This is a genomic window from Paenibacillus phyllosphaerae (genome assembly GCF_014192105.1).
In the GTDB taxonomy this organism is placed as follows: Bacteria; Bacillota; Bacilli; order Paenibacillales; family Paenibacillaceae; genus Paenibacillus_Z; species Paenibacillus_Z phyllosphaerae.
The window spans coordinates 32,861-58,583 of record NZ_JACHXK010000007.1 but is presented as its reverse complement, the minus strand read 5'-3'; the positions used below and the strand labels follow the sequence as shown (position 1 = coordinate 58,583).

The window sequence follows — 25,723 nt, the reverse complement described above, 5'->3', positions numbered from 1 at the left end:
GGACTGCGGCATTGAGGATCGCTTCGCTCAAATACACGCTTGGCTTACTGCAGAATCAATCTCGCCACGGCCACGATATCGACGATGTCGATCTTGCCATCGCCGTTCTGATCCGCCTTGCCGTACAGCGCATTCCACTGCGGATCGGCCGAGGTCTTGCCATAATAAGACGCGACCATGGCCAAGTCGCCGACGGAGTATCTCGTATCGCCGTTCAGATCGCCGGTCGGCTGCTCATTCGCTGTAATCTGCACGCTGTAGCTGTTGCCTTGCACGACCGTTTCTGCGCCTTGGTTATCCGCAAGAACGACATTGGCGAGCACCAACGTGCTGATAGTAGCCTCCGTCGCTTTCACCTTCCAGGTCAGCTTGAACAGATTGCCCGCGGTTGTCGTACTGCCGCCAACATTGGCCGCGATCAGCCTTACCTTCCCTGGCGTATCAGCCGACTGAGCGGCAATCTCCCAATCATCGTTCACCGATTCCGCGGAGACGAACTCCAGTTGCTCCGGATCATAGGAAACGGTGACGTCCTGGGCATAGACGTCCGAAGTCGTCTGGAGCGCATAAGAGACGCCGAACGTCTCGCCTGGCGCTGCCTTCGCAGGCCCTTGCAGGCTTGCCGGCTTAACTTGGCCTGGAATCGTAACGGGTTCGATTCCCTCCAGCGTCGGCACGACCGGTTTGATGGTGCCGTCGGCGTTAAACTCCATTCGGTCGATCGTCACTTCGCGATGCGTGCCGTCGCCATCCGGAATTGCGAACCGGTGATAGACGATGTAATACTCGTCTGTACCCGGTACCTTCACGACGGAATGGTGCCCCGTCCCTCTGATGCCGAGCGACAGATCTTTCTGCAGCACGACCGTCTGCTTCGTGAACGGACCCATCGGGGTGTCACCGATGGCATACGCAACCCGGTAATTCTCGTCGCGGGTGTCGTTCTCCGACCACATGAAGTAATATTTGCCGTCGCGCTTGAAGACGAAGGAACCTTCGTTATAACCAGGCGGGGTAATGTCTTTGACCTCGCTCAGGGAGATCATGTCTTCGTTCAGCTTGCCGACATAGGCTCTGCCTTGGCCGAAATACAGGTACGATTGGCCGTCCTCGTCGGTGAATACGGCCGGATCGATGATCTGTCCGCTGCCGTATTGGCCAGTGGTCACGAGCGGTTTGCCAAGCGCGTCGACGAACGGGCCCGTCGGCGAGTCGGATACCGCAACCCCGATCTGACTGTCAGCGCTGAAGTAGAAGTAATACTTGCCGTTCTTCTGCTCGATTGCCGGCGCCCACGCTTTGCCCTCGGCCCATGTCGTGTCGTTCGGCACGTCGAAGATCAAGCCGTGATCCTTCCAATGGACCAGATCGTCCGAGGAAAATACTTTGAATTGCGTGCCGGACCAGCCCGGGAAGCCGTCGGTCGTCTGGTACAGGTAGAACTTGTTCCCGAATACGGCCACGTTCGGATCTGCATACAAGCCCGGCAGGATCGGCGTGTTCAAGAGCCGCGCCGCCACGGTCCACGACTGAACCTTGTCGTCTGCGCCCGTCACCGTATACGTGACCGGATTCGTGAAGTCTTGCACGCTGCCCGAAGCCGGACTGATCGAAGCGCCTTCCGGCAACGTGAACGTCGGCGCGAGCTTCGTCACATCGCTGCCCGGCTGCAGCAGGAAGGTCACGCGATGGTTGGACCCGTCGATAAGCGGCGTGGTCTTCTGTTCGCCCACCTCAGCGTTTACGATCGCTGCCGTGTTGCCTGACAGCGCGAGAATCTCAGCTGGGCTTAACGCCTCGTCGTAGATGCGGAAGTCGTCTACCTCGCCTGCAAAATACGGATCCGGCGAATAGAAGGATTTGCCGATGTAGCCGGAATAGTTTTTCGTCGCATCGTACAGGTCGGCTGGCTTGATCGTCACGTTCTCGTTCCGCCCTGCTTCGATGCCATCCACGTACAGAATGGCTGTCTTGGCATCCGAGTCGATAACGGCTGCAACGTGCTTCCACACGCCTGTCTCCAGCGGAGTGGATCTGCCGAAACCTTGCTCGGCCGTATAGCCTTGGCCGGTGGATGCGCTAGTGACGTTCGTAATCGCGGCATTCAGCTGCGATCCGCCTGTCGAAGGCGTCAGGAACGCATATTTGTTGCTGTCGATGCCCAGCGCATAGAGCCATTGGAACGCCGTGCCGCCGTCCCACTTGACGAAGGTTGCGACCGTGATGCTGGACTTATCCTTCAGAATGCCATTCGGAATCGTGACATATGGCGCATTGGAACTCGAAGATCCGCCCGACATCTTGAAGGAACCGCCGTTCACGCCCGTACTGAAGGCTGGCGTGTTCTCATACGTCCCGTCGAAATGATAACCGGAAGAGTCCGCTGCCGTCGTTCCGCTCGTCTCATCGAATTTGTACCAGAGCAACAGGTTCGACGCCGCTTCTCCGCTTACCGCAAGCGTGCTCGTCGCGGTCAAGCTGCCGTCCGCGGTCTTGGCCGTGATGACGGCCTCCCCGCCAGATACGCCGGTTGCCGTAACCGTTGTCGTGCCTGTCGACGCATCGAACACTGGGCTCGACAGATTTACCGCAGCGCTGCTGGATACGAAGGAGACGGTTTTGTTCGTTGCGTTGCTCGGCGTAACCGTCGCCGTCAGCGTCTGAGACTCGCCAATCGCAAGCGCCTCCGTGGCTGGACTGAGCGTGATGCCTTGAACCGGCACGGCGTTCAATTCAGACGCAATCTCGGTTGCGGATAGCGCGCGGTTATACACTTTCACGTTGTCGAAGTACCCCTTGAAGAACAGATCGCCGGAGTAGAACGATTGGCCGAGGTAAGCGATCAACTCGCTGCCCAGGTCCGTCATCGTGACCGAGGTATTCTCGTTCTTCGCGAACTGTACGCCGTCCTTGTACAGCGTCATGCTGGTCGGCGTTAAGACGATCGAGACGTTCATCCACTTGCTCTTGATCGATGGCGTCGTCGCCTTGGCTTCCTGCTCGTTGGAATAGGAGTTCTGCGTAATGGCGTTGCGAATCTCGGTATCCCGCGTCCGCAGGAACATGTACTTCTGATTGTCCTTGCCGATCGCGAAGGTGAAGAAGTTGCCCGATACCGTCTCCGGCTTGATGTCCATCGAGATCGTCACCGTATTGCGGCGATCGAAGAAGCCGGTCGGAAAGCTGGCGAACGTGTTCGACGTACCGTCGAGATAGAGGACGTTCGAATTCTTCTCCGCATCGTGCACGTATTTGGCGTTGCCGCTAAGCGCGCCGCTGCGGTTATTGCCGGAGCTGTCTTGAATGGCGCCGTCCGTGCTTGTTTCGTCAAACTTGTATTGCAGCACAGGCTGCTGTTGCGGTTCCTCCTCTAGTTCCGGCACCGACCATTTGGCCATGATGGCGTCATACTCGCGCTGCGTGATCGGAAGCACGGAGCCATGCCGTTTGCGATTCGCATCCAAGTTGTAATCTGCCGTCGTCAGCTTCGTGAAGCTGCCGCTCGCCAGGTCGCTTGCGATCAGAGGCAGGTAGCCGCGTCCGGTCGCATATTGATCGACCATCAGACTCCACTCGTTGCGGTCGTTGAACTTATAGATGAGCGGACCTTCGACATCGGAGCCGGTCAGGCCGATCGGCTGCAGATTCCCGACTGTCGTCCAGTCGCCAAGAATCTGATCGCTCGTCTCGATCGTAATCTGGCCATCGCCGGAGTAGCGATAGAATTGGCCGCCAGACTCGATCATCGTCGTATCGATAATGCCCTGCGTGCCGGGGCGATCAATGTAGACCTTCGGCTCCGTGAACGTGTAGAAATCCCTCGTCTTCGAGTAATAGATATTCGGCGGTTGGAACGTCCCGCTCTCTTGTACGCTGGATGCCCAGAACACGACGTACTCGCCGGTTTTCTCATCGTAGATCGCTTCTGGCGCCCATGCGTAGCCGGCCGTCGGAACGGCAACTTCCGCCATTCTCGGTGCCGACCAATTGATCAGATCGTCCGACTCCCAGATGATGAGCGACTTGCTGCCCGCCGTCTGCGCCGCTCCCCAGCCTTTGCCGCTGGCGATGCGCAGGTCCGTTGCGATCAGATAGAACTTATCGCCTTCAGGCGAGCGAATGAGATACGGATCGCGCACCCCTTGTTCGCCCAAGGTGGACGTCAGCACGGGATCGCCTTGATTCAGATCCTGCCAGCGCAAGCCGTCCTGGCTCGTCGCGAGATAGATCTGTTCGCCTGTTGCGCTCTCGCCCGTAAAGTGGGTGAACAGATAGTTTTGGTAGGCTTCCTGAGCCGCTTTAGCTTTTACGGTGAGCGGAATGACTTTCGTGCCGGTTGCCGTACCGTAGGTCACGGTAGCGGTTAAGTTCAGCTGCACATCCGCATTCTGCCTCGTCACGATCCCGCCTGGCATGTCGTCGTAATCGGCGACCACGACCGGATTGACTTGAATCACATCCGGGCGATTCGTGGACCATGTGATGCTCGCCCCTTCGGCTGCGGCCGGCAAGGTCACATTGCCGCGCACGTCGCCGGCGTTCGGGATCGTCAAGCCGCCGATTACGCTGTCGACCACTTCCCGGTCGCCCGGCTGCTCATAGCTCGACTGATTGTATACCTGGCCCACCTGCGCATCGGTCAGCGCGCGGTTGTAGACCCGCACGTTGTCGAATGACCCTTTGAAGTAGGGATCGGCAGCATAGAACGATTTGCCCAAGTAAGCATTCAGATTCTCGCCGAGCGTAGACAGATTCGCTACCAGATTGGTCAGCTGGCTGAGCAGCACGCCATCCTTATACACCTTCATCGTGCTATGGATGCCGTCCGCGTTACGCTCCAGAACGACCGCGATATTCGTCCATGTGTTCTTCAAGGAAGCGCTGAGCGCTGACGTTATCGACTGTTCCTTGGAATACGTCTGGATCGTCAAGGCGGAGTAGATCTGGGAAGCGCGCGTGCGCAGGAAATAATACTTCACCTGATCCTGGCCGATCCCCAGCGTGAAAAAGAACTGATTATCCATCTCCGATTTCATGTCCATGAAGATCGTGACGTTATCTTTGCCGTCAAAATAGCCTTTCGGGAAGGCCAAATACGGGCTGTTCGTATTGCCGTTGCCGCCCGCCAGATACAAGACATTGCCCTTCTGGGCATCGGTGCGGTAGGCCGCGCCGTTCACCAGCGTGCCGTTGCTCGCGGCACCCGACTTGCCCGAGTTCAGTACGGTCGTTCCCTGCACGGTCTCGTCAAATTTGTACTGCACATCCGGTACCAACGTTTCGCTCGTATCCGGCGTTACAGGCTTGACAAGGTGTTGGCCCCACTTGGCCTGGATCGCATCGTACTCAGTCTTCGTGACCGGAATGATGCCGCCGTGCTTGGCGCCGGTAGGCATCCGGAACTCTCCTGCCGCGAGACGGCGGAAGTTGCCGGCGGCCAGATCCGATTCACTGTCTGCGATCAGCGGGAAGAAGCCGACGCCCGAGTTCGTGCTCGCATAACCGTCGAGCAGCAACACCCATTTGTCCTGGCCATTCAGCTTGAACGAGGCTGGGCCTTCGACGCCGCCTTCATTCGCGATCTTATTGCGAACGAGCGAGAACTCGCCGAGCGCCGCATTGCTTTTCTCCAGCAGCACGGTTAGATCGTTCTCATTCTTCGTAAACCGGTAGTAGCTGCCGCTATGCTCGATCATATTCGTATCGATATAGGTCGCCGATGACGTCTTATCCTTGTAGATCGCCGGCTCCGTGAACGTCCAGAAGTCGCGAGTCTTCACGTAATAGATGCGGTGGCCGTCGCCGACATTGGACGCGAAGTAGACGATGTACTCGCCGGTCGCCTTGTCATAGATCGTCTCGGGCGCCCACATATTGCCCGCATTGTTAGGGGCGATCTCGATCATTCGCTGGTCCGACCAATTCAGCAGATCGTCCGATTCCCACACCATGATCGACTTGCTTCCCTTGGTCGCGTAATCGCCCCACTGGCCGCCATTGGCATCCAGGTCGGTGGCGATTAGATAGAACCGGTCGCCCTCCGGAGCGCGGACGATGAACGAATCGCGAACGCCCTTCGTGCCGAGCGTCGATGTCAGGATCGGCTCATTCTTGTTCATCTCATCCCAGAAGAGTCCGTCTTGGCTCGTGGCCAGATGAATCTGCTGGCTCTCTCCGCTGCCGTACAAGTTCGCGCGGAAATACGTGTACATGTATCCGGCGTATGCCTCCTGCTTCGCGGCTTTGGTTACGGTCAGCGGGATTATTTTGGACACGGTCTCTCCGCCCAAGGCCAATGTTGCCGTTAGATCGATGAACTGGTCTGCCGATTGGCGCGTGACGACGCCGGCTGGAATCTGGCCGCTTGCCCCCGTCGGCGTATCGGTAATGACCGTCTCATTCGAGGAATCCCATGTTATCGTAACCTGCTGCCCATCGACGTCGAGCTGACCGGGGAGCGTAATGTTCCCCCGCACATCCTCGGCGTTCGGAATCGTCAGCTTGGCAGCCGCAGCCAGCAGCGCGGGATTGACGCTGTCCGCACTGGCAACCGAAGGGGGGCCGACCGCACCCGACAGACTGCTCGCCAGCAGCGACGTTGCGAGTATACTCATTAAGGATCGTTTCATTCGTCGTATTAACCTGCCTTTCGCACCGATCATTTGGAAAGATTGAATGGCTTTGCCGAACAGGCAGCGAATCGCGCCCGTAGCGAAGCCGCCTGATATACTGCCCTTGCCTTGGCTTGTTAGTAATCCCCTCCCCCGGGTTAGATCGACGTACGCAACGAAACAAGATGTATCATTTATGTTAAAGCGCTTACAGGAAGATTTGAATAAACTCTCGTATTCATTTGTTGTAATTTTTTAAGGAAGCGCGAACTGAACGCCCTCACCTTGTTTGGAATTTAAGGTTTAACTAGCAACAATTTCCTTTTTCTGCCCGTATAATTATACGTAGTCCAATTTATGTAAAAGGAGCAGATGAATCAGTGAAGTACAAACAGCTAATCGTTGGCGCATTATTCGGGTCCCTGCTTACAGGCGCAGGAGCGGTAGCCGCTTCGGAAAGCACCGCCGTTACGGCTTTTCTCATGAATGCCGTGAAATTCAAATTCGATGGCGAGGAAAAGAAACTCGACAGCGGCTATTCGGTCTTATCTTATAAAAACGCTACATATGTGCCCGCGAGATTCGTAGCCGAGCAGCTTGGCGCGAAGGTCGTGTGGGACAGCAAGACACAGTCGATCCTCATCGATTCCGGTCAGGCGTCAACAGAGCCCGCGCCAGTGACGAAGCCTGTGCAGCCGCAGCCGGAGGTAACCAAACCGGTCACGCAAACTTCGGAATGGGACAAATACGATGGTGAATGGAGCAATGCCGATCTCACCGTTAAGCTTGATTTTGTCTCCGCGGTCAAAGCGAATGTAGAGTTGAAATCCACCACCAAAACCGAATTTAATGGACTGAGCTACGCAGCGGATTTCAGCGGACCAGGAGGACAAGGCGATGCTACCTTTAAGGGAGAGAGCTATTCCATTACGTTGTCCCCTACCAGCGGCGATCTCTTGATCACGATTGTGAACAAAACAACAAGGCACGTCTATACAGGCATCTTAACCGGCAACAGCGATTTGCCCGTTACGGAGTCCGGCAATGAAACCGGCATTCCGAATCCCGGAGCCTTTACCGGCAATTTCAGCGACTATCAAGGCAAGTGGAAACGCGACAAGCAAACTTTGACGCTTTCCTTCGATGGAAGCACGGCCAAGCTTGTCTATGACAATGAGGACGCTAACGGGGTGTCTGATTTTACGGCGGAGGTCAAGATTGCGAGCACAGGCTCCGGGGCAACGGAAGTCACGATAGACGGATCGAAGCGACTCGTCCAGTTGACGCTGAACAAGAATCAGGTTACCCTTGCCGTCATCGAAATGACTACCGGACTATATACCAATGAGGTGTATACCTCTAAAGAATAGTTCGCGCGGTTCGGCATTCGTCTGACAAGCGAATAAGCCCCTTTCGTTCCATGACGAAGGGGCTTCATGCTGTATATCGCTTATACGACGGTATTGCTGATGATCTGAAGGTGGCCATTCCTAGAGGCCGTGGCTATCAAGGTTTGAATAGCCTGATTGGCAGTTTCGCTGAACAAGTACCATTCATCTGCCGAAGCATCGTGCAACAAGAAAATGGGGTACCCTGTTGTGGCTTCATTAGGATACAGCAAAGTATAGATATCGAATTGCTGTAAGCTATTCCCTTTGCTATCGACAAGATCATACTGCGCATTCTTGTAGTAATGTCCCGGCGTATCGATATTCGGAGACCATGAATAGCTGGCGGGAGGTTCGACCTTTTGTCCTCTAAGGTTCGTAAAAGCCTCATAGATAGCATGGTTGAATGCATGCCCATGAACTTGTTGCACGACGCCGCCCATAGTCATATGATACTGTTCCTGAACGGCCTGGACCTCTACGCCATTAATGAGCAATGGCTCCGTATCAACCGTCACGACGGATTGGCGATAATTGACGTTACTCCCGAACGCCTCCGCAATAAATCGGAGCGGCACGAAGACGCGATTATTTTTGATATACGGTTTACTATCCAGACTTATCGCTTTTCCGTTCAACGTAGCAGCTGTTTGATTGACATGCAAGATTAACTTCATATCGCCTTTCGTGATGGTAACGGCGGAGTTGGACCACTCGACATTGGCGCCTAGATGTTCGCTTATGACCCGGAGAGGCACCATGGTATGATTGTTCTTTAACTCTGGCTTTACGTCAGAAGCAATTGCGACCCCATCAACCTTGATTTGAATATCAGCCGCATAAGCAGTTGGCGCTACCAGCATTAGCGCACTTCCCAACAGGATTCCAAGGAAACATTTTTTCATGTGATCCCTCCACAATCAGTTTTATGTTAGACCGAAAGCCTCTGTAACCATTCCGAGTCAGGATTCATTAGGCGTAATCCTTCCGTCAGCCATTGCTTCTCCTGATGATTCATGTCAGGAAAATAATTGGTGAAATCATCATTATCTTTGTCTCTTGGGCTCAAGCTCTTGAACAGTAACTGCCATACCGGATTGACAAATGGCCTGCCTTCACGGTCATAGCGCTCAAAATCGGTCACGCTCATCGTTATTTCTTTGTTTTTTCGAAAAAGAACGTTCTCTCCTTTTCGTTCGGTCAGCATAATTTCAATGAAATTGTTTTCTCTGAACAGATGCAGACAATATCGAGGCAGCAATAAGTCGTTCACTTGCTCACAGTCAACCAGCCGATGCTCACCTGGTATGGCGACTTTAATAGCCCATCCGTCAAAATATCGAAGAACTTCTCCGGCATCTTCCCGATAGACGCAAATATCGATATCTTCATGCGCTCGTGTTACTCTGCCTAAGGCTAGATCGACTGCCCAACCGCCGGCGATGAACCAAGGTTTCGGAAAATCCCTCATTTCGTCCCTAATAAAATCCAAATCAGAATGAATCATGATCCCTCCCAACTTCAATTTATAGCCGTTCGTCTCATCTGCCCCACACCTTAAACGGACCCAAATACTGGAAGGTTGCACTTGATTTCGGATAATGAACAAAGACAGCCGATCTTTTTGACCGACTGTCCATTGTCATTTATCTTAGTTAAGGTTCCTGAGGGAGCATAAGGAGCAGTTCCCGCCTCATGACCGAATGCCGTGGAGGGCCTCCATATCGCAAAGCATCGAACTCGAGATGAGAAGAAAATCTTCTTCGCTGATCTCGAAATGACCGTAACGGAAACGCTGCCCCCAATAGCGGCTTCCCTGCGTAAACGAAAGGCGTTCCAACAGATCGGCAATCTTGACTTCACGGCAGGGGTAATAGTTAATATCGCGACGGAATGGCACAAAAGAATCGGACATTCGGAATTCGTAGACTCGTTCATCCGCAACCTGTCCTATAGCGGTAAAGGACTGGAGCGGCTTGCCGTTCGTCATGTCCGTCCGCGGAGAATAGTAGACGAGCCAATCGCCGGGTCTCATTTGGCGCAAGGGCGCTGCCTTACCATGACAGAGCTGCGCGAATCCCCCCTGTACACCTCGTTGTACATGTGAAGCCGATACAACCCCAATCCAGTAACGACTTTGTTTTTGGTTGGCTATATTCGACATCGTGTCGTCCGTCCTTCCTTAGTGGAAATCGAATTTCTGATTGACTAAGAAATGTTGCAAGCGTTCCAGCTGCAAAAGATGATGCCTGTAATGCATTTCCACCAGCAAAAACCATTCTGTCGCGTCTAATGCGCCAAAATTCGGATGAATGGCTTTATTCCCTTGGTGCGGCTGACTCAAGGCGATCTCCGTACGTCTCATCCGTTCGACCACGCCGCGCAGCCCTTCCGTGAGCTGTTCCTTATTCTCCGGTTGCTGTGGTGTATACTGCGGCGAAGCCGGGACTCGTATCCGAATGGGCGGAAAACTTCCCCGCTCGAAAGCGGCCCTGCCGTTCTCCGTTTTGTCCAACTCCTGTCCGGAGAGAACGTCGTTCCCAGCCAAACACAGGTCAACATTGCGCAAATGCATGAATTGAGCGGATTGAATCAGATGCATATACATCTGACCGATTGACCATTCCTCTTCGTTCGGCTTTGCAAGCAATTGCGTCATATCCAGGTTTTCCAATTCAACAAAATACCGTCCAACCGTAGCTTCAAACGCCTGTAATGCTTCCATTGTAGTTCTCATCTCAACATCGCTCCTCATTCATATCGGGTATAGCTCTAATATAAAAAAACGCTCCTGACAACAGCGTGTCAGTAGCGTTTAAAGATTTTTTCGGCTTCTTCCCGTATCCGAAGACGCAACGATTCCGGTTCCAGCACCTCGACGTCGCCTCCCCAGCTGAGGATAAGGTACAGCATTTCCTCCGGCGTTCGGACGCGAAAGTGGATCAGGACCTCGTCGGTCCGCTCTTCGATCGATTCTAGATAGAAATGGCTGGTCTCCGCGATTTTATCAACGATGTCTGGTTGAGCTCGAACCAATATGGATTCGTTACGGTCATCCGGCGGACGGTAATGACTCAGATTGAACCCGTGCGGCATCTCAAAGCGCTCATCCAACACAATGAGTTCTGACATTCGCGATAAACGGAAATGACGGATATCCTGCCGCAGGTCACAGTGCGCGATTAATATCCAATTCCCCTGCATAAGCACCAGTCCATATGGAGCGACCTCACGCAGACTCTTCCTGTTTTGGTCCAGATCCGGCATTTTTTTGTGGTAGGCAATTCTTATTTTCCGCCGCTCTAAAATGGCATTCCTCACTTGTCCGAGGTAATCCTGTTCCCCCGCTCCGGTCACGGGCTCGCCCGTGTTAAGCAGCCGCATGGTTTCCCGAACGCGTGCCGCCTCCACGCGCACTTGCTCCGGCAGGATCGCTTCAATCTTGCGTCTAACGGCTTGAGCCACGATTCCGTATTTACCATCCAACCTCTGTTCGATAAAATCGGTTCCCATTAGCAAGGCCACCGTCTCTTCAGCCGAGAAGCTGATAGGCGGTAAGAAATATCCTTCCATGAGGGAGTAACCATGACCGGGAGCCCCGAAGATCGGGACGCCCATTTCACTAAGGGCTTGAATGTCTCGGTATATGGTGCGCACGCTCGTCTCGAATAAAGAAGCCATGTCTTCTGCTCTCAGTACCTTGGTCCGTTGCAATTCGAGCATGATGGCAAGTTGTCGGTCGGTTTTATTCATTCGACTGGAGGATTGATGTGGAGGTCTTGATCAGGCGCAGTAATTTCCCATCGGGTAAAGATAACTTCCAAGCCTTCCCGGGTTGGCGAGCATGTAAACGGACCTGCCTGATTACTCGTTGGGTATGGAAACCTTGCTACACGAATCGTCCGCCAGGCGTGTTGTTTGCTTCGGGCCCGGATAATGACGGCATCCTTCATGATTGAGGCGCGCAACGTAACTTCTTCGCCTGCCCACTCCGGCACAGCCGTAAGCGACCAGTCCGAATAGCCGTCCGTAACCACCGTTGCAAGTTGAGGAATGCCATCATTCATTTCAATGCCTGTTTTAATCCATTGGCCGGGACCATGATACAATAGCAAACCGGCTTGATCATACAGCTCCGTAAAGGAACTGAGTTGAAAAGATACCTCAACCGCAGTATTAGGATCCCAATTAGCAAGCAATGCTGGCCCATCTTCGAACTCAAATCCATATAATGTTTTTTTCCAGAAGTCCCTCCCTTTCTCAGGAACGACCTTCAACAATCCGTCTTCTTCTCGGAAACTTTGAGGAGGATTAAGCCATACTCCTGACTTCCATTCCACAAGTCTCCTGCTCTGTTGTGTCATTGATATGTCCCCTTTAGCGTAATAACTCTAATTCTTGAAGAACTTCCTTTACATCACAGCCGGGATTTAAGATATGGATCATCTCTGCCGTAATGGGGATATCATCGTAAATTTTTGCAACAACATCTAATGGTAGCGATAATTCAAAATAATCATTTGCAAATTCCACAAAATCCTCTGGCGTATGGAATATACAGCCCACTAAAAAATCAGAGCCATCGCTTGTACCTTTTGGAATATCGACGTTCCCCTTATGCCAGTTGGTGTCACTTTTTTCGCGCCAAATACAAAAGGTCGCATCATCTTTTTGAATTGCATCGTTTTCGAGTAAAGCTAACAATTCCTTTGGAACGTCATCATAAATCCCTTGCAATACTTGATAATCATCTTGAGCATGTGGGCTTAATTCAGATTCATGATCAAAGCCTTTTATTATGGAGCCTTCGGAAGAAAACAAAATAATGAGATGATCGCCTGCCCCATTATCTATTTTCGCCATACTAACACCCGCAGCCCACTCTTGAATAAAACTATGGTAACGAAGCCATTCATCTTGACAAAGAATAATATTTAGAGATGCTTGGATTTTCATTAGCTTTTTTAAGATTATTGGATCTGGTAAACGTTCTAACACATTTACTTCCATGAATCCTCACCCTTTCATTCCGTATAAGCCTCCAACATCCATTCTCGAATTCCATTCCTAATATAACACATATTGGAAGTGATCGGCCCTTTGAGAAAACAGCAAGTTCCTCATGACTGAGCATCAATAGCTAAATAACACAAAGAACAGTTGCCTGCGGCAAACTGCTCTCGGATGATTCGATGCGATCATACTCTAGTAACACGTCACTTACTTTTTGCCGAGTTGTTCCGCCAAACCGATTAGAATTCCTTCCGTTCCACGAATGTAGCAGAGCCGATAGGAGTTCTCGTACTGAACCACTTCGCCAACGACCTGAGCACCGAACTTCGTGAGTCTGGATACCATTTCGTCAATGTCTTCAACGGCGAACATGACGCGTAGATAACCGAGGGCATTGACAGGAGCATTTCGGTGATCTGAAATGGTAGATGGGTTGAGAAATCGCGAAAGTTCAATTCGGCTGTGGCCATCTGGGGTAGCCATCATAGCAATCTCTACATGCTGTGAACCTAGCCCGGTTACGCGGCCAGCCCATTCGCCTTCAATTGTAGCTCGCCCTTCGAGCTTCAAGCCAATTTCCTCGAAGAAAGCGATTGCGTCATCAAGGGATTCTACGACGATGCCAACATTATCCATCCTTAGCAATTTGTTTTTTGCCATAGTTTAATCTCCTCCTATGCACAAATTTATTGCCTGATCATTTTCTATTTCTTCTAGCAAGAATGGCTATTTCCTACTATTTTCATTCTTTAACAATTCGGAATTGCGATTGTATCTCCTGCATTTACACTCCCCTTTTCCCTCCAAGGAGGGTTAACAACATGTCTAGATCGCGCTTTGTTACGGGTTTTGCTTCCTCCGTAAGCTCATAACCAAGTTCTCCGTTCGTCTCGATGAAGCCCTGTTTAATATCTGCTATATTTGAAATGCCCAACTGTCGCAGCCGCATCTCTAGCTGACTAACCGTAATGCGAAGTTTCCGTAACATCTGCATATCCAACTTGCCATCCCGAATGACAACAACCGCTTCTCCTGTAATCATTTTCTTCAGTCTGCTAGAGCGAATTTCTAAAATCTCAAGTATAACCAACACGATCAAAAATAATGCGACTGCGGCAATCGCTCTCCAAATGCTCTTCTCGATAATTCCTTGGGCGATCAACTCTCCTATGGAGATCATGATTACCGTCGTCGCAACGTTCATTTGCGCAATTGATTTTCGGCCTGATAAGCGCAGCAGTGCTATACCTACTAAGACAAGCAACGTGCATTTCCAGACCAAATGCCAGGATACATCCATCCATGTCCTCCTCCACTTCTCGTTTGGGATCTCATGAACATATATTTCCCATCTCAGTTACAATCCACTAACGCAGGCATAAAAAAGGCCTTTACGTAATAAAGCTGCCGATTGCACCGGCAGCTTTAGTTGGTTATTTGAGTGAATAGTCCCTTGAGAACGTTACGCTCCAATCCGACCTCACTATGAAGTTGGCCTATTTCGCAAAGCCCGATTTCGTAAGAGTTCATCTCTAACCCGTTCAAGGCTGCTTTGCACGTTTCGTCGCTCAACTTGGCACTTCTCGATGTGTTGGTAGGTTGCCAATCGTATTTCCTTCATCCTTAAAACTACTTCGTCTGCTCTTTTGCAAAGCGATGATGGTAACGCTTCCAAAAAAAATCATCTCCTTTAGCAAACCATTCGTCATGGGATATCTCATCAGCACGACTGTAGATACCTTTCAAACCAACTAATTACGTAGTTTAGGATACTATACCCTAAAAGTAGATACAACGGGTTTTTTGGAGCTTACTCTTTTTTTCTCCAAACTCCCCCACAACAAGAAACAAAACCTGCCGCTTCATAAAACGGTTCATGTTTAGAATCGAAGGTCAATGTTACAATCTCTAGCCCAAATCGCTCAGCCTCTTGGAGCAATTTTATTACCAGTGCTTGCCCGATTCCTTTGCTTTGATGATGGGGATGAACAATAATGTCTTCCATATATCCATGCTGCAGTCCCATTCCTGCGATGTAACCGAATGCGATAAGCTCGTTCTTTTCATCCCGGAGTCCTGCCCAAAAATTGCATCGCTCAAATAAACGGGGGTAATCCGAATGTCTCCCATCCCAACCCACAAGTTCTCTTAGAATCGGGACTTCATCCGGGTTGATCGGTAAATTTATGGCAATTTCCTGTTCCATCATGCACCCCCTAAGAACGATTATCTACGCGGTTAATGTTTTTCGTTTGAATGGTGTTTCTCGGGTTGCTTATATTTGAGCATTAGCTGCTCCATAATCGATTTCGCTTCATCCTCCAGTCTGTTCGCAAAGACATAGTTGATGTAGATCGCCGGCGTTTTTTTCTGCTTTCGCATAAAGGTTTCCAGGCGGTCGATTCGCGTTTCTAGCAGCAATGAATGCAAGTAGGCTAGCTGATATACCGTTACCACGTTACAGGATGCCTGTTCAAATCCCAAAACACTAACCCTTATATTACCATAATTCATCGCCACGATCTTCCTTAAGTCGTCGTCCTTACCAGATTATCTGCAAACAATAACAAACGGCCTCGGTCCCGTAACATACAGGACCAAGGCCGCTTATCTATTCCCGCCGCTAGTTAAGCGGCGATATCGTAAATTCGAACGTCATGTCTTCTTCTGCCCGAATCCGGTATTCCGGATGGACAGGCGCGCCCCAGCTGTCGTCGCCGCCGACGCCCATTTGGCGTCCTGCGATGGTGACGACGGTGTAATGCACGCTCGGCAGCTCCCATACATGGGCGGCATTCTCCAGCTCCATCGCGGTGTATGGCGATACGTTGCCTTCCACCGGCGATTGCAGCGCTTGAATGTGAATGCCATGTCCTTTGGCGTCAGTCAGCTTCAAGCTGCGTACGCCTGTGCGATTGCCCGACTCTTGCGGCACCAGATAGCGGGAAGGCAGCTCCTCTACCTTACGCTTGAAGGTAGTTAACCTTGCGCCATGCACGCGATCCGCATAGTTTTCTTCCGGCCCCATCGCGAACCATTCGGTCTGGTTGTAGTCGGCCGTCGTTTTGAACGATACCGCGAAGATCGGCAACTCTGGCAATCCTTCGGCACCTTTGTATGCGGACTGAACGCGAACATGTCCTTCGCCATCGACCGTGTAGGCGATCGTCACTTCAACTCCCGGAAGGGTGCTGAACTGATAGGTGAACGTAACGGTTGCGGTATCTTCGCCCTTGCTCAGCGTTACTCCCGTACATTTGCGAGCCAGGCTCGCCGCATACCAGACACCGCCGGTATAGCCTTGCGCGTAACCTTTGTCATTATCCGTCGTTGCCCGCCAGAACAGCGGCATTGGAGGAACGGTGATCATCTCGCGTCCGCTGTAGCGCAGCGAGGCCAGCGAACCGACTTGCTTCGAGAAGATAGCCGTCCAGCCGTTACCCATGACGCCGATGTTGACGTCACCTTCCACAACGCGAATGCTGCCTGTCGCGACAGGTGCCGGGCGTTGACCTGCTTGAACGATCTGTTGGCCGAAGGCTACTTCATGGCCGGCTTTGGCCCAAATCGTATCTTCCTTCAGCACGACTGCTGCATCCAGCACATATTCTCCGCTTGCAATATCGGGCACCGGGAATTGGATCGGTACGAATGTCTCCGACTCTGCCGGCACATCCACATCCTGTTGTCCCGAGAAGAGCACCTGACCTTCATAAGACAGCTGGTATTCCAGCTTCAGATGACCGGTTCCCGTGAACAAGTTTTCATTGATCACGCGCACGCCGCTTGCGCTCGGAACGAGCTTCACGTTCTGATACAGGAACTTCACTTCTTGCATCTTCGGCGTAATTGTACGGTCCGCGAACACGATTCCGTTGCCGCAGAAGCTGTAATCGGTCGGACGGTCGTCGAAATCGCCGCCGTACGCGAGGTACTCTTGGCCATAACGGTTCTTCTTGATCAGCGACTGATCGATGAAGTCCCAGATGAAGCCGCCTTGGTACATCGGATACTTGGATTCCAGTTCGGTATACTTGTGCATGCCGCCAACGGAGTTACCCATCGCGTGCATGTATTCGCAGCTGATATATGGCTTGCTCGGATTATCGTTCAGATAAGCCTCAATATCCGCAGGCTTGGCATACATCCGGCTCTCCATATCGCTCGTCGCGCTATAATTGCGGTCATAGAATACGCCCTCGTAATGGACCAGACGTCCCGGATCCGCCTCGCGGAAATAATTCGCGCAGTTCAGGATAACCTCGCCTACGTACGACTCGTTGCCGCACGACCAGATCAGGATCGAAGGGTGATTCTTGTCGCGCTCGAGCATGGAGATCGCACGGTCCATGACGATGTCGTTCCACTCCGGCAGACTGCCCGGAATATTCCACGAAGGCTCGACGGCGCCCATCTTCTGCCAAGAGCCATGCGTCTCGAGATTCATCTCGTCGATGACATAGAGGCCGTATTCATCGCACAGCTCATACCACAACGACTGGTTTGGATAGTGGGAGGTACGCACCGCGTTAATGTTGTTTTGCTTCATGATGACGATGTCCTGCAGCATATCTTCCTTGCTGATCGCGCGGCCATGGCGGACGTTGAACTCGTGGCGGTTAACGCCTTTGAAGAGAATTCGCTTGCCGTTCAGATGCATGATCTTGTCGATCATCTCGAAGCGTCGGAAGCCGACCTTCTGTACGATGGCTTCGGTTAACTCGCCTTGTTCATCCAATACGGAGATGACGAGTTGATACAGATACGGCTGTTCTGCGCTCCATGTCCGTACCTCGCCAGCATTCAGTTCAAGCCGAAGACGTCCCTCATGGAACGCTTGCACGCCTTCTGCGACCGTGTTGCCTTCCGCATCGAGCAGCTCAAGCTTGGCGCTTGCTGGGGCGCCCTGTACTTGGCTGTCTAGTTGAAGGTCAGCGACTAACGTACCTTGCTTATAAGTTCTATCCAGCTCGCCGCGGACCGCGAGATCACGCACATGCAGCTTCGGCACCGTATACAGATACACCTCGCGGAAAATACCCGAGAACCGCCAGAAATCCTGGTCCTCCAGCCAGCCGCCCGTGCTGCGTTGGTACACTTCGACCGCAAGTTTGTTCTCCCCTTCCGCCAAATACGGCGTCAGGTCGAATTCGGATGGCGTGAAGCTATCTTCCGCGTAGCCGACGAATTTGCCGTTCAGCCATACGTAGAAGGCTGACTCTACGCCTTGGAACGAGATATATACCGGGTCGTTCTCGAAGCCCTTCGGCAATTGGAACGTCTTCACGTAGCTGCCGACCGGATTATGGTCCTGTGAGATATGGGGAGGACGAAGATCCTCCAACCCGTCCCAAGGATACATCGTATTGACGTATTGCGGATTGCCCCAGCCCTGCAGCTGAATATGTCCAGGTACCTGGATCTCGCTCCAGGCTGTGGTGCTGTATTCGGTCGAGAAGAATAACGCCGGACGGGAGCTCGGGTTCTCCGAGTAATGGAACTTCCAACTTCCGTTCAAGCTATGGCGCATCTTCATCGGACCGTTCACCAGCGCTTCTTGCCGTGTTGCATAGTAACGATGGTCGGAATGCGCATCCAGCCGGTTTACTTTGAATGTCCCTGGGTTGCTTAGCCAATCCAGGCTTGGTTGATTAACTGTCATTGCGTAGCACTCCTAACCGTCTTCACAAACGTTTATTTCACTGAACCTACCATACCTGCGACAAAGTGTTTTTGCATCAGGAAGAATACGAGCGCCGTCGGCAATGTCGAAATGACAATCGCTGTCATAATCATACCGTAATCCGGCGTGTAGCTCGATCCCAAATTCGAAATCAAGAGAGGAATCGTCCGCTTCTCAGGGGATTGCAGCACGACCAGCGGCCATAGATAGTTGTTCCAGCTGGACATGAACGTAATGATGGCGCCTGCCGCATAGCTAGTACGCATCGTCGGCACGTAGATCCGGAAGAACAGACCCAGTTCGGTCAGACCGTCGATACGGCCGGCTTCGAGCATTTCTTTCGGGAACATCTTCGAGCTTTGGCGGAAATAGAAGATCAAGAACGCCGTCGTGAATGTAGGCAAGATTACCGAAGCAACGGTATCGATGCCGATTACCGGCAATACGCCGGAGAACTTCGCGAACATCTGGAACAGCGGTACCATAATCGCCGCGAAAGGAATCATCATGGACAAGAGCATAATGCTGAATACAATGTCCTTCGCCTTGCTTCTGTAGATCTCAAAACCATAACCTGCAAGGGATGCGATCAAGAGCGCAAGCACGGTGGTGGTCACCGAGATTTTCGCCGAATTCCATAGCGCTTGGCCAAGTTCGACTTGCTCCGTCAGATTACGGAAGTTGTTCAGAAGCTCGGCGCCTGGAAGCAATCGGCCATTCGATACGTCAACCGAAGCATTGGTCGCGCTGGCTACGATCCATAGGAAAGGGAAGATGGAAATGGCCGCAGCGATGATCAAAAAGATATAGATCGGACTTCTTTTGAGTGCTTTCATTTCTTATCACCTGCCGCTTTGAACTGAATGATGGAGAGCAGTACGATCAGTACTACGATCGAATACGATACGGTCGCCGCGTAGCCGAAGTCCGGCGTATACTTGAACGACAAATTGTAGATGTATTGGGAGATCGAGAGCGTTGCGTTGCCCGGACCGCCCTTCGTAATGTTCACGACCTCATCGAATAATTGGAGCGTACCGATCGTCGATGTGATGGAAGTAAACAGAATAATCGGTTTTAGGAGCGGAATCGTAATCGTGAAGAATTGGCGGATTGGCGATGCGCCGTCAATTCGTGCCGCTTCGTAGATCGAAGAATCAATGTTCTGCAGTGCAGACAGATAGAAGATCATATTGTAACCCGTCCAACGCCAAGTGATCGCGATAATAATCGTGATCTTCGCCCAGAATGGATCGGTAATCCATTGAATCGGTTCCGAGATCAAATGCAAATTCATGAACAGCTTATTAACCAGACCGTCGCCGCCGAACAGATATTTGAATACGACCGAGTAAGCAACCAGCGATGTTACGCAAGGCAAGAAGATCGCCGTACGGAAAAATCCTTTGAAACGAAGCTTACTGTCATTGAGCAAAACGGAAATAAACAAGGCCAGAACGATCATGATCGGAACCTGTACGATCAGATACAGGAACGTATTTTTCAAAGCGGTTAAGAATACGGTGTCCGTGAACAACCGTTTGTAGTTATCCAATCCCGTGTAGTGAATGTTGGCGCCTGTTCCTGTCTTGAAGGACAGCAAGAGCGCTTGGATCATCGGGTAGAAATAAAATGCACAAATCATAATTACCGCAATCGAGATGAATAGCCATCCCGTCCAAGTCGGTTGCAGCCGGTTACGTCTTGGTTGCAGGTTGTTGTTTGTTGCAGCAGCCTGTTTCAACGCTCATCCAACTCCTTTCTCTATCCCAAACCTCTATCTAATATTTCTATCTAAAAAGCTTATTGAACAAGGTGAAACGGCTGTCGCCCTCAGTAATGGCGCAATGCGTTTCATTCCGAAGAAATATAAGAATTTATAAGGTGTGCACCTTATAAATTCTTATATTACAAGCAAACCGCCCTTTATCAGGACGGTATGCTTGGTTGTTGCGGTACGACCCTAAGACTATTGCAGTTGGGATTCCGCTTGGGCTTGCGCGTTCTCCAGCACTTTATTCAGATCCGTGCCGCCCATATAGTTCTGCATCTCGGCTACGAGGATATCTTCGATCGCGTACGTATGCATGCCGTAGTTAACCTGCGGAATTTGCTGCGTCCATGCCGCGAAATCGGAGACTGTTTTTTGGCCGCCGAAGAACTCGTCAGTCGCATTGTAAGCTTCGCCTGTTGCCGCGGCCTTAAGCGTGCCGATTACGCCAATGTCGGTAACGAGCTTCTGGTACAGTTCAACATCAGAACCGAGTGTCTTCGCGAGGAACTCAGCTGCTGTTTCTTTGCCGTCGACATTGAGAACATACCAGGAGCTGCCGCCAAGGTTCGAAGCGTTCACGGAGCTAGCCGTGTTCTTCAGCTTCGGCATAGGTACGACCGCCCATTTGCCGGATTGGGAAGCTTCTGCTTTGACCGAAGGCGTAATCCAGTTGCCTGTCGGAACTGTAGCTACGTCGCCGCTATTGAATGCAGCAAGGAATTGACTCCAGTCTGCAGTGATTTTCACCGTATCGGATTCCATCAGCGTTTTGTACGTTGCAAAAGCATCCTTCAGTGCCGCGTTATCCTTCAGGTCAGGCGTCGTGCCGTCTGCCTTCAAGTACCAAGCGCCAGCGGATTGAATCATCATCCGGATCAGGCCAAGGTCGTTCGGGTCTTGCGTCAGCATGTACTTGCCGGTTTTCGCTTTGACAGCTTTACCGATCTCGATGAACTTATCCCAGTCGACATTCGTGATGTCCGCTACGCTGTAACCTGCTTCTTGGAGATAGTCGGTACGAACGTAGAGGCCCGTAACGCCGGAGTCGAACGGAACGCCATATTGTACGCCGTCAAGGCTAGTGGAGGCAATTTTGTAATCCGCAAAATCGCTGGATTTGATCAAGTCGTCCATTTTGTAGAACGCGTCCGGGTAAGCTTTCAGGAAGCTCTGCGCGCGGTAGTCCTCGATCAGTACCACGTTCGGCAGACCGCTCGTCGTACCGGAGTTGAGGCCGGTGTTCAGCTTCTGGATAATGTCCGCTTGCGCGTATTCAACGATATTCACGTTCACATCCGGATTGATGGCTTTGTACGATTCTTGAGCCAGCTTCATCGCCGCGATGTTGAAGTTAGGGTCCCATGCCCATACGGTAACATCCTTCGTTGCTGCCGCAGCATTGCCTGTATTGCCTGCATTGTTCGCCGCGTTTTGTTCATTCGCGTTATTGCCGCCGCATGCAGTTAACGTCATTACGGCCGCAGCCAGGGTCAATAGCATCTTTTTCACTTCAGTAATCCCCCTTGTCTCGTTTAAGAAAGCGGTTGCTTTCTATACACAAAGCTTAACATTTCCGTAATTCGGCCCGTTAGGAATATATCTAGGCAGTTTGGTTCTTTTATTAGTTTTTGCAAACGCCTTCATTCCGGGAGGGTTGTAATTTTTATCGATTCGGTACATTTTTTAGTTTTTCAAGTCTCGTCCGCCTGAAAAGGTAGCCGAATCATGATTTTTGTCCCTTCGCCCGGACGACTCTGAATGGACACACCATAGTCTTTACCGTAAATCAACAAAATACGCGCATGTACGTTACGAATACCAATTCCCGTGAACAAATGGCTGTTACTGGTGGAGTCCGGTAAGGCGTCGCGCTCCGTATTCAGGTCCATGCCGACCCCGTTATCGACGATCTCGCATCGAAGCGTGTCGACTTCCCGGGAAATCATGACGTAGATATAGCCGTTGTTTCGTCCTTTGAACCCATGGAAGAACGCATTCTCCATGAAGGGCTGCAGAATCAGCTTAGGGACTTTGGCATCAAGGCAATCCGGCGAAATAAAGTAATCGACCGTGATTCCAGGCCCATAGCGTACTTGGTTAATGAAGACGTAATGCTTAAGATTGACGACCTCTTGTTCCACGGTTAACGTCTCTTCCACGTTGCTGATCGAATTCTGCAACAGGGAGATCAGGGCATGAATCGTCTCCGTCGCCTTCTGATTGTCTTTGCGCTGCACGAGGAAATTCACGGACGCCAGCGTGTTATACAGAAAATGCGGATTGATCTGCCGCTGTAAGGCCGCTAGCTCGGCATTGCGCTGCTCGCGCTGCGTATCGACCAGCTGGCGTATGTAACTATTCAGTTCATCGAGCATATAGTTGAACGCTGTTCCGAGCTGCCGTGTCTCGTAGCTGCCGTTGATCTCGATATAGTTGTGCAGATTGCGCTTCGTGACGCTGGACATCTGTCTGACGAGCATCCGGAGCGATCGTGTCAGCCTGCGCGTGATGAGGAACAAGATCAAGAGCGCGGCCGATATAATCGCGGTAGCCACCAGAATGATTCGGGTCACGGGAAGCATGTTATCGACCAGCTTCTTATCGACCATGTTGACGATGTAAAAATCATAGGTCGGCAAATAATCCGATACGATGATGACGTTCTCGGATTCATTCTGTATCGTGCTGTACTTGAGCCGTTTGTCTTGTATTTCTTGTGCTTGGCTTAATAGCTCGTTCGAATATTGACCGATCTTCTCCTCGCGGTTGCTCGATACAATGAGGCCCGATCTGTCCATGATGAGGACGTCATTACCGGTGCTCGTAAAATTGGAATAAAACTGTTTGAAGTCTCGCTCTCGAATCATCATGAACAGTGAACCGTAAATCTCCTTCGTCGATCGGTTCATTAAGGCACGGGAAGCAACGATCAACGGTTCTCCATTGGTCCCGACCTCATCTTCCAGAAAGTGATAATTCAAGGACGAGGGCTCGTTCAGCGTTAGTGCGGTAATGTTATGGTCCTTCAGCTTGTCTACCGAACTGAGCCAGTATCCCCGTTCGCTGAAATAGTTCCGCTCATCGCGCCCAAGCACAATGGTCCCGACTTCATTCACGTCGAGACCGCTCAGAATGCGCCTCATCTGCTCCGTCATTTTGTAGAAAGCGGTAGCATTCGTCACCGAACTGCTGCCTGTCTGACTCAGAAAATTCCGGATCGACGCGCTCTGCATGACCTCGTTTGATACCGTTACAACCGAATAGTTGAACGTTTCGAAGTTACGCTTAATTTGCTGCACGATCTTGGAATTGGTCAAGCTGAACGTGTTCAAGAACAGCTGCTGCGATACTTGCACGGTGATCCATGACGTCATTCCCGCGACGCTGATGACGCTGATGACCATGACGATGAATATTTTCTCAAACAAGCTGAGCGGCGTAAGTTTATCCCATAGCTTCTTCATTCGGGGTCCTGTCCTTCTTGTACGTATTTGCGGTACTGGCTTGGCGAGATGTTCTTCAGCTTACGGAACACCTTCGTGAAGTAACTCGGATCCGAATATCCGACCTGGCCGCTGACCTCGGAGATCGACATATCACTGTTCTTCAACAATTCGCATGCTTTATCGATGCGCACGCGATTCAGATACTCGCTGAACCCTTCTTTATTGTGCGTAGCAAAATAATTCGACAAATACGAAGGGTTAAAATGGAAATGATGTGCGACTTCGGTAAGATTGAGCGGCTCGGCATAATGCTCCTGAATATAGTTCAGCAGCTTGTGGATGGCCTGATTGCCTGTCGGCCGGTTGCGTTTGGCCACGCAGCTCTCGGCTTCCGCGAGGAATCGCATCACGATGTCCTTTGCCTGGTGCACGTGTCTGGACTCATGGATGTCCCGGAAATACTCGTATTTGCGCTCATCCAATTTGCTTGCGGGATACTCCAAACGTACGAGTGCAAGAATAACGGCAAACACTTGGTGGCCCAGGAAGGATTTGAAATCATGGATCCCAACTCCGGGTGTAACCTGAAGATCGTCGAAGAACGTCCGAAGCCTGCCGAAAGCCGCTTCGAAGTCGTGATGGTTCAACTCTTGGTTGAACGCGTTCGCGTCGAACATCTCCGCCGGCACACGTTCTCTCACCCCTATACCCGCCAGGAACAACCGGCGCTCCGGCTGGAAAAAATAGCTGTCCAGCAGCCGCGGCACTTCCTGATGATAAACCTCGTTCAAGTCCGCGATCGCGCGAAAGACCGAGCTGCATGCCGCCGTCACTGGCGTAGGGAACGCCATCAAGGCTTCCTCTAACCGGATGATATGCGCTCGTAATTGCAGCTCATAAGGCGGAGCAAAATTGAATAGGACCCGCGTAATCCCGCCCTGCTGCGGAAAGTCCCATGTTGCGGTGCATTCCGGCCCAGATAGATTGGCTAACAGATGCGTCTCCAGCCACGGGTAGATCTGCGCGCTGTCCATCCCGGACTCCCCCGGATGGGCAATCCCTAGCAGAACGAACGAGGTATGGGGCAGCATCTCCCGAATCTCGGACTCGGGATCCGTGATCGCGAACCCGTCGATTAACTTCTCTAACAGCGGCCATATCGTCGGCGCTTTGGCCGTGCTGAACGCCTCGCTGTGGATCGCCGGAATGCGGCCAGCGATCTTTTTCAACGTCTGCAGCAGTTGTGCCGCATCCAGCTTCGGCTTCAGAATGTAATCCGCGGCCCCGCTCTGAAACGTCGAACGCACATATTCGAACTCGCTGAAACTGCTGAGAACCACCATTTCGATCTCGGGATAATTCGCTTTGACCTGACGCGCCAACTCTTCGCCGTCCATGATCGGCATCACGATATCGGTAATGATGATATGCGGCTTATTGGCCGCGATCAGCTCCAGTGCCTCTTTGCCATTCGAAGCTTCTCCGATCAGCGTGAACCCTTCGCTTTCCCAATCGAACAAATGTTTAATGCCCTGACGGGCCAGAATTTCGTCATCTACGATGAGCACTTTACAGTATGCATCCACTGCTTGCCTTCTCCCTTCCGATCCCACGACTACTCAGTATTATAACTCGTAGATTACACCATTCGCGGGACGGAGAACATTCAAATTGTTCCAGATGAGTAAAAGTGACTTGCGCGAGCGCATCTTTATAACGAAAATAAACCGATCCTGTCTAACACAGGTCTCGGTTTATTCGTGCAGTTTGAAGGCCAGATCATATTTGATGTACCTGCAAGCTCGATG

The 25,723-nt window shown here is 51.6% G+C and carries 19 protein-coding genes; 1 reads left to right on the top strand and 18 read right to left on the bottom strand.

Annotation, left to right across the window (positions count from 1 at the left end; translation table 11 throughout):
- Nucleotides 1–44: 44 nt before the first annotated feature.
- Nucleotides 45–6,629 carry a family 43 glycosylhydrolase gene (locus tag FHS18_RS16640; RefSeq protein WP_183601223.1) on the bottom strand — a complete coding sequence of 2,195 codons (6,585 nt, stop codon included), beginning with the start codon at nt 6,627–6,629 and terminating at the stop codon, nt 45–47.
- A 362-nt stretch (nt 6,630–6,991) separates the two neighbouring features.
- Here FHS18_RS16640 and FHS18_RS16635 point away from each other — a divergent pair, with 362 nt between their 5' ends.
- A complete protein-coding gene (locus tag FHS18_RS16635) occupies nt 6,992–7,981 on the top strand; it encodes a stalk domain-containing protein (protein ID WP_183601222.1) in 990 nt (329 codons plus the stop codon).
- An 80-nt stretch (nt 7,982–8,061) separates the two neighbouring features.
- Here FHS18_RS16635 and FHS18_RS16630 read toward each other — a convergent pair whose 3' ends face one another.
- The 17 genes from FHS18_RS16630 to FHS18_RS35190 all read right to left on the bottom strand — a co-directional run bounded on the left by FHS18_RS16630 (nt 8,062) and on the right by FHS18_RS35190 (nt 25,501).
- Complete coding sequence (locus tag FHS18_RS16630; RefSeq protein WP_183601221.1) at nt 8,062–8,904, bottom strand: copper amine oxidase N-terminal domain-containing protein; 843 nt, start codon at nt 8,902–8,904, stop codon at nt 8,062–8,064.
- Between the two features lie 26 nt (nt 8,905–8,930).
- Nucleotides 8,931–9,506, bottom strand: coding sequence for a nucleotidyltransferase domain-containing protein (locus FHS18_RS16625; protein ID WP_183601220.1), 576 nt, complete (start codon nt 9,504–9,506; stop codon nt 8,931–8,933).
- A gap of 186 nt (nt 9,507–9,692) precedes the next feature.
- Entirely contained in the window at nt 9,693–10,163 is a 471-nt protein-coding gene (locus FHS18_RS16620; protein WP_183601219.1) for an EVE domain-containing protein, read from the bottom strand.
- Between the two features lie 18 nt (nt 10,164–10,181).
- On the bottom strand, nt 10,182–10,736 hold the full coding sequence (locus tag FHS18_RS16615; RefSeq protein WP_183601218.1) for a DinB family protein: 555 nt from the start codon (nt 10,734–10,736) through the stop codon (nt 10,182–10,184).
- A gap of 68 nt (nt 10,737–10,804) precedes the next feature.
- Entirely contained in the window at nt 10,805–11,752 is a 948-nt protein-coding gene (locus FHS18_RS16610; protein ID WP_183601217.1) for a helix-turn-helix transcriptional regulator, read from the bottom strand.
- Complete coding sequence (locus FHS18_RS16605) at nt 11,749–12,363, bottom strand: DUF1349 domain-containing protein (RefSeq protein ID WP_183601216.1); 615 nt, start codon at nt 12,361–12,363, stop codon at nt 11,749–11,751. Before FHS18_RS16605 ends, FHS18_RS16610 begins: the two co-directional genes overlap by 4 nt.
- Nucleotides 12,364–12,376: 13 nt before the next feature.
- Entirely contained in the window at nt 12,377–13,009 is a 633-nt protein-coding gene (locus FHS18_RS16600; RefSeq protein ID WP_183601215.1) for a hypothetical protein, read from the bottom strand.
- Nucleotides 13,010–13,219: 210 nt separating this feature from the next.
- Nucleotides 13,220–13,672, bottom strand: coding sequence for a VOC family protein (locus FHS18_RS16595; protein WP_183601214.1), 453 nt, complete (start codon nt 13,670–13,672; stop codon nt 13,220–13,222).
- A gap of 124 nt (nt 13,673–13,796) precedes the next feature.
- Entirely contained in the window at nt 13,797–14,312 is a 516-nt protein-coding gene (locus tag FHS18_RS16590; protein WP_183601213.1) for a DUF421 domain-containing protein, read from the bottom strand.
- 510 nt (nt 14,313–14,822) lie between these two features.
- Nucleotides 14,823–15,218 carry a GNAT family N-acetyltransferase gene (locus FHS18_RS16585; RefSeq protein ID WP_183601424.1) on the bottom strand — a complete coding sequence of 132 codons (396 nt, stop codon included), beginning with the start codon at nt 15,216–15,218 and terminating at the stop codon, nt 14,823–14,825.
- 32 nt (nt 15,219–15,250) lie between these two features.
- Nucleotides 15,251–15,526, bottom strand: coding sequence for a hypothetical protein (locus FHS18_RS16580; protein ID WP_183601212.1), 276 nt, complete (start codon nt 15,524–15,526; stop codon nt 15,251–15,253).
- A gap of 109 nt (nt 15,527–15,635) precedes the next feature.
- Complete coding sequence (gene lacZ, locus FHS18_RS16575; protein WP_183601211.1) at nt 15,636–18,674, bottom strand: beta-galactosidase, LacZ type; 3,039 nt, start codon at nt 18,672–18,674, stop codon at nt 15,636–15,638.
- 32 nt (nt 18,675–18,706) lie between these two features.
- Nucleotides 18,707–19,531, bottom strand: coding sequence for a carbohydrate ABC transporter permease (locus FHS18_RS16570; protein WP_183601210.1), 825 nt, complete (start codon nt 19,529–19,531; stop codon nt 18,707–18,709).
- Nucleotides 19,528–20,409, bottom strand: coding sequence for a carbohydrate ABC transporter permease (locus FHS18_RS16565; protein WP_246427723.1), 882 nt, complete (start codon nt 20,407–20,409; stop codon nt 19,528–19,530). Before FHS18_RS16565 ends, FHS18_RS16570 begins: the two co-directional genes overlap by 4 nt.
- A gap of 255 nt (nt 20,410–20,664) precedes the next feature.
- Nucleotides 20,665–21,978 (bottom strand): extracellular solute-binding protein, encoded by a 1,314-nt coding sequence (locus tag FHS18_RS16560; RefSeq protein ID WP_183601209.1) that lies wholly within the window; start codon nt 21,976–21,978, stop codon nt 20,665–20,667.
- 182 nt (nt 21,979–22,160) lie between these two features.
- Nucleotides 22,161–23,933, bottom strand: coding sequence for a cache domain-containing sensor histidine kinase (locus FHS18_RS16555; protein ID WP_183601208.1), 1,773 nt, complete (start codon nt 23,931–23,933; stop codon nt 22,161–22,163).
- Nucleotides 23,930–25,501 carry a response regulator gene (locus FHS18_RS35190; protein ID WP_183601207.1) on the bottom strand — a complete coding sequence of 524 codons (1,572 nt, stop codon included), beginning with the start codon at nt 25,499–25,501 and terminating at the stop codon, nt 23,930–23,932. Before FHS18_RS35190 ends, FHS18_RS16555 begins: the two co-directional genes overlap by 4 nt.
- Nucleotides 25,502–25,723: the final 222 nt, after the last annotated feature.

What these genes read in the sequence shown, in the direction of transcription:
- FHS18_RS16640 (WP_183601223.1), bottom strand. Translation starts at nt 6,629, where the DNA reads ATGAAACGATCCTTAATGAGTATACTCGCAACGTCGCTGCTGGCGAGC.
- FHS18_RS16630 (WP_183601221.1), bottom strand. Translation starts at nt 8,904, where the DNA reads ATGAAAAAATGTTTCCTTGGAATCCTGTTGGGAAGTGCGCTAATGCTG.
- FHS18_RS16625 (WP_183601220.1), bottom strand. Translation starts at nt 9,506, where the DNA reads ATGATTCATTCTGATTTGGATTTTATTAGGGACGAAATGAGGGATTTT.
- FHS18_RS16620 (WP_183601219.1), bottom strand. Translation starts at nt 10,163, where the DNA reads ATGTCGAATATAGCCAACCAAAAACAAAGTCGTTACTGGATTGGGGTT.
- FHS18_RS16615 (WP_183601218.1), bottom strand. Translation starts at nt 10,736, where the DNA reads ATGAGAACTACAATGGAAGCATTACAGGCGTTTGAAGCTACGGTTGGA.
- FHS18_RS16610 (WP_183601217.1), bottom strand. Translation starts at nt 11,752, where the DNA reads ATGAATAAAACCGACCGACAACTTGCCATCATGCTCGAATTGCAACGG.
- FHS18_RS16605 (WP_183601216.1), bottom strand. Translation starts at nt 12,363, where the DNA reads ATGACACAACAGAGCAGGAGACTTGTGGAATGGAAGTCAGGAGTATGG.
- FHS18_RS16600 (WP_183601215.1), bottom strand. Translation starts at nt 13,009, where the DNA reads ATGGAAGTAAATGTGTTAGAACGTTTACCAGATCCAATAATCTTAAAA.
- FHS18_RS16595 (WP_183601214.1), bottom strand. Translation starts at nt 13,672, where the DNA reads ATGGCAAAAAACAAATTGCTAAGGATGGATAATGTTGGCATCGTCGTA.
- FHS18_RS16590 (WP_183601213.1), bottom strand. Translation starts at nt 14,312, where the DNA reads ATGGATGTATCCTGGCATTTGGTCTGGAAATGCACGTTGCTTGTCTTA.
- FHS18_RS16585 (WP_183601424.1), bottom strand. Translation starts at nt 15,218, where the DNA reads ATGGAACAGGAAATTGCCATAAATTTACCGATCAACCCGGATGAAGTC.
- FHS18_RS16580 (WP_183601212.1), bottom strand. Translation starts at nt 15,526, where the DNA reads ATGAATTATGGTAATATAAGGGTTAGTGTTTTGGGATTTGAACAGGCA.
- lacZ (WP_183601211.1), bottom strand. Translation starts at nt 18,674, where the DNA reads ATGACAGTTAATCAACCAAGCCTGGATTGGCTAAGCAACCCAGGGACA.
- FHS18_RS16570 (WP_183601210.1), bottom strand. Translation starts at nt 19,531, where the DNA reads ATGAAAGCACTCAAAAGAAGTCCGATCTATATCTTTTTGATCATCGCT.
- FHS18_RS16555 (WP_183601208.1), bottom strand. Translation starts at nt 23,933, where the DNA reads ATGAAGAAGCTATGGGATAAACTTACGCCGCTCAGCTTGTTTGAGAAA.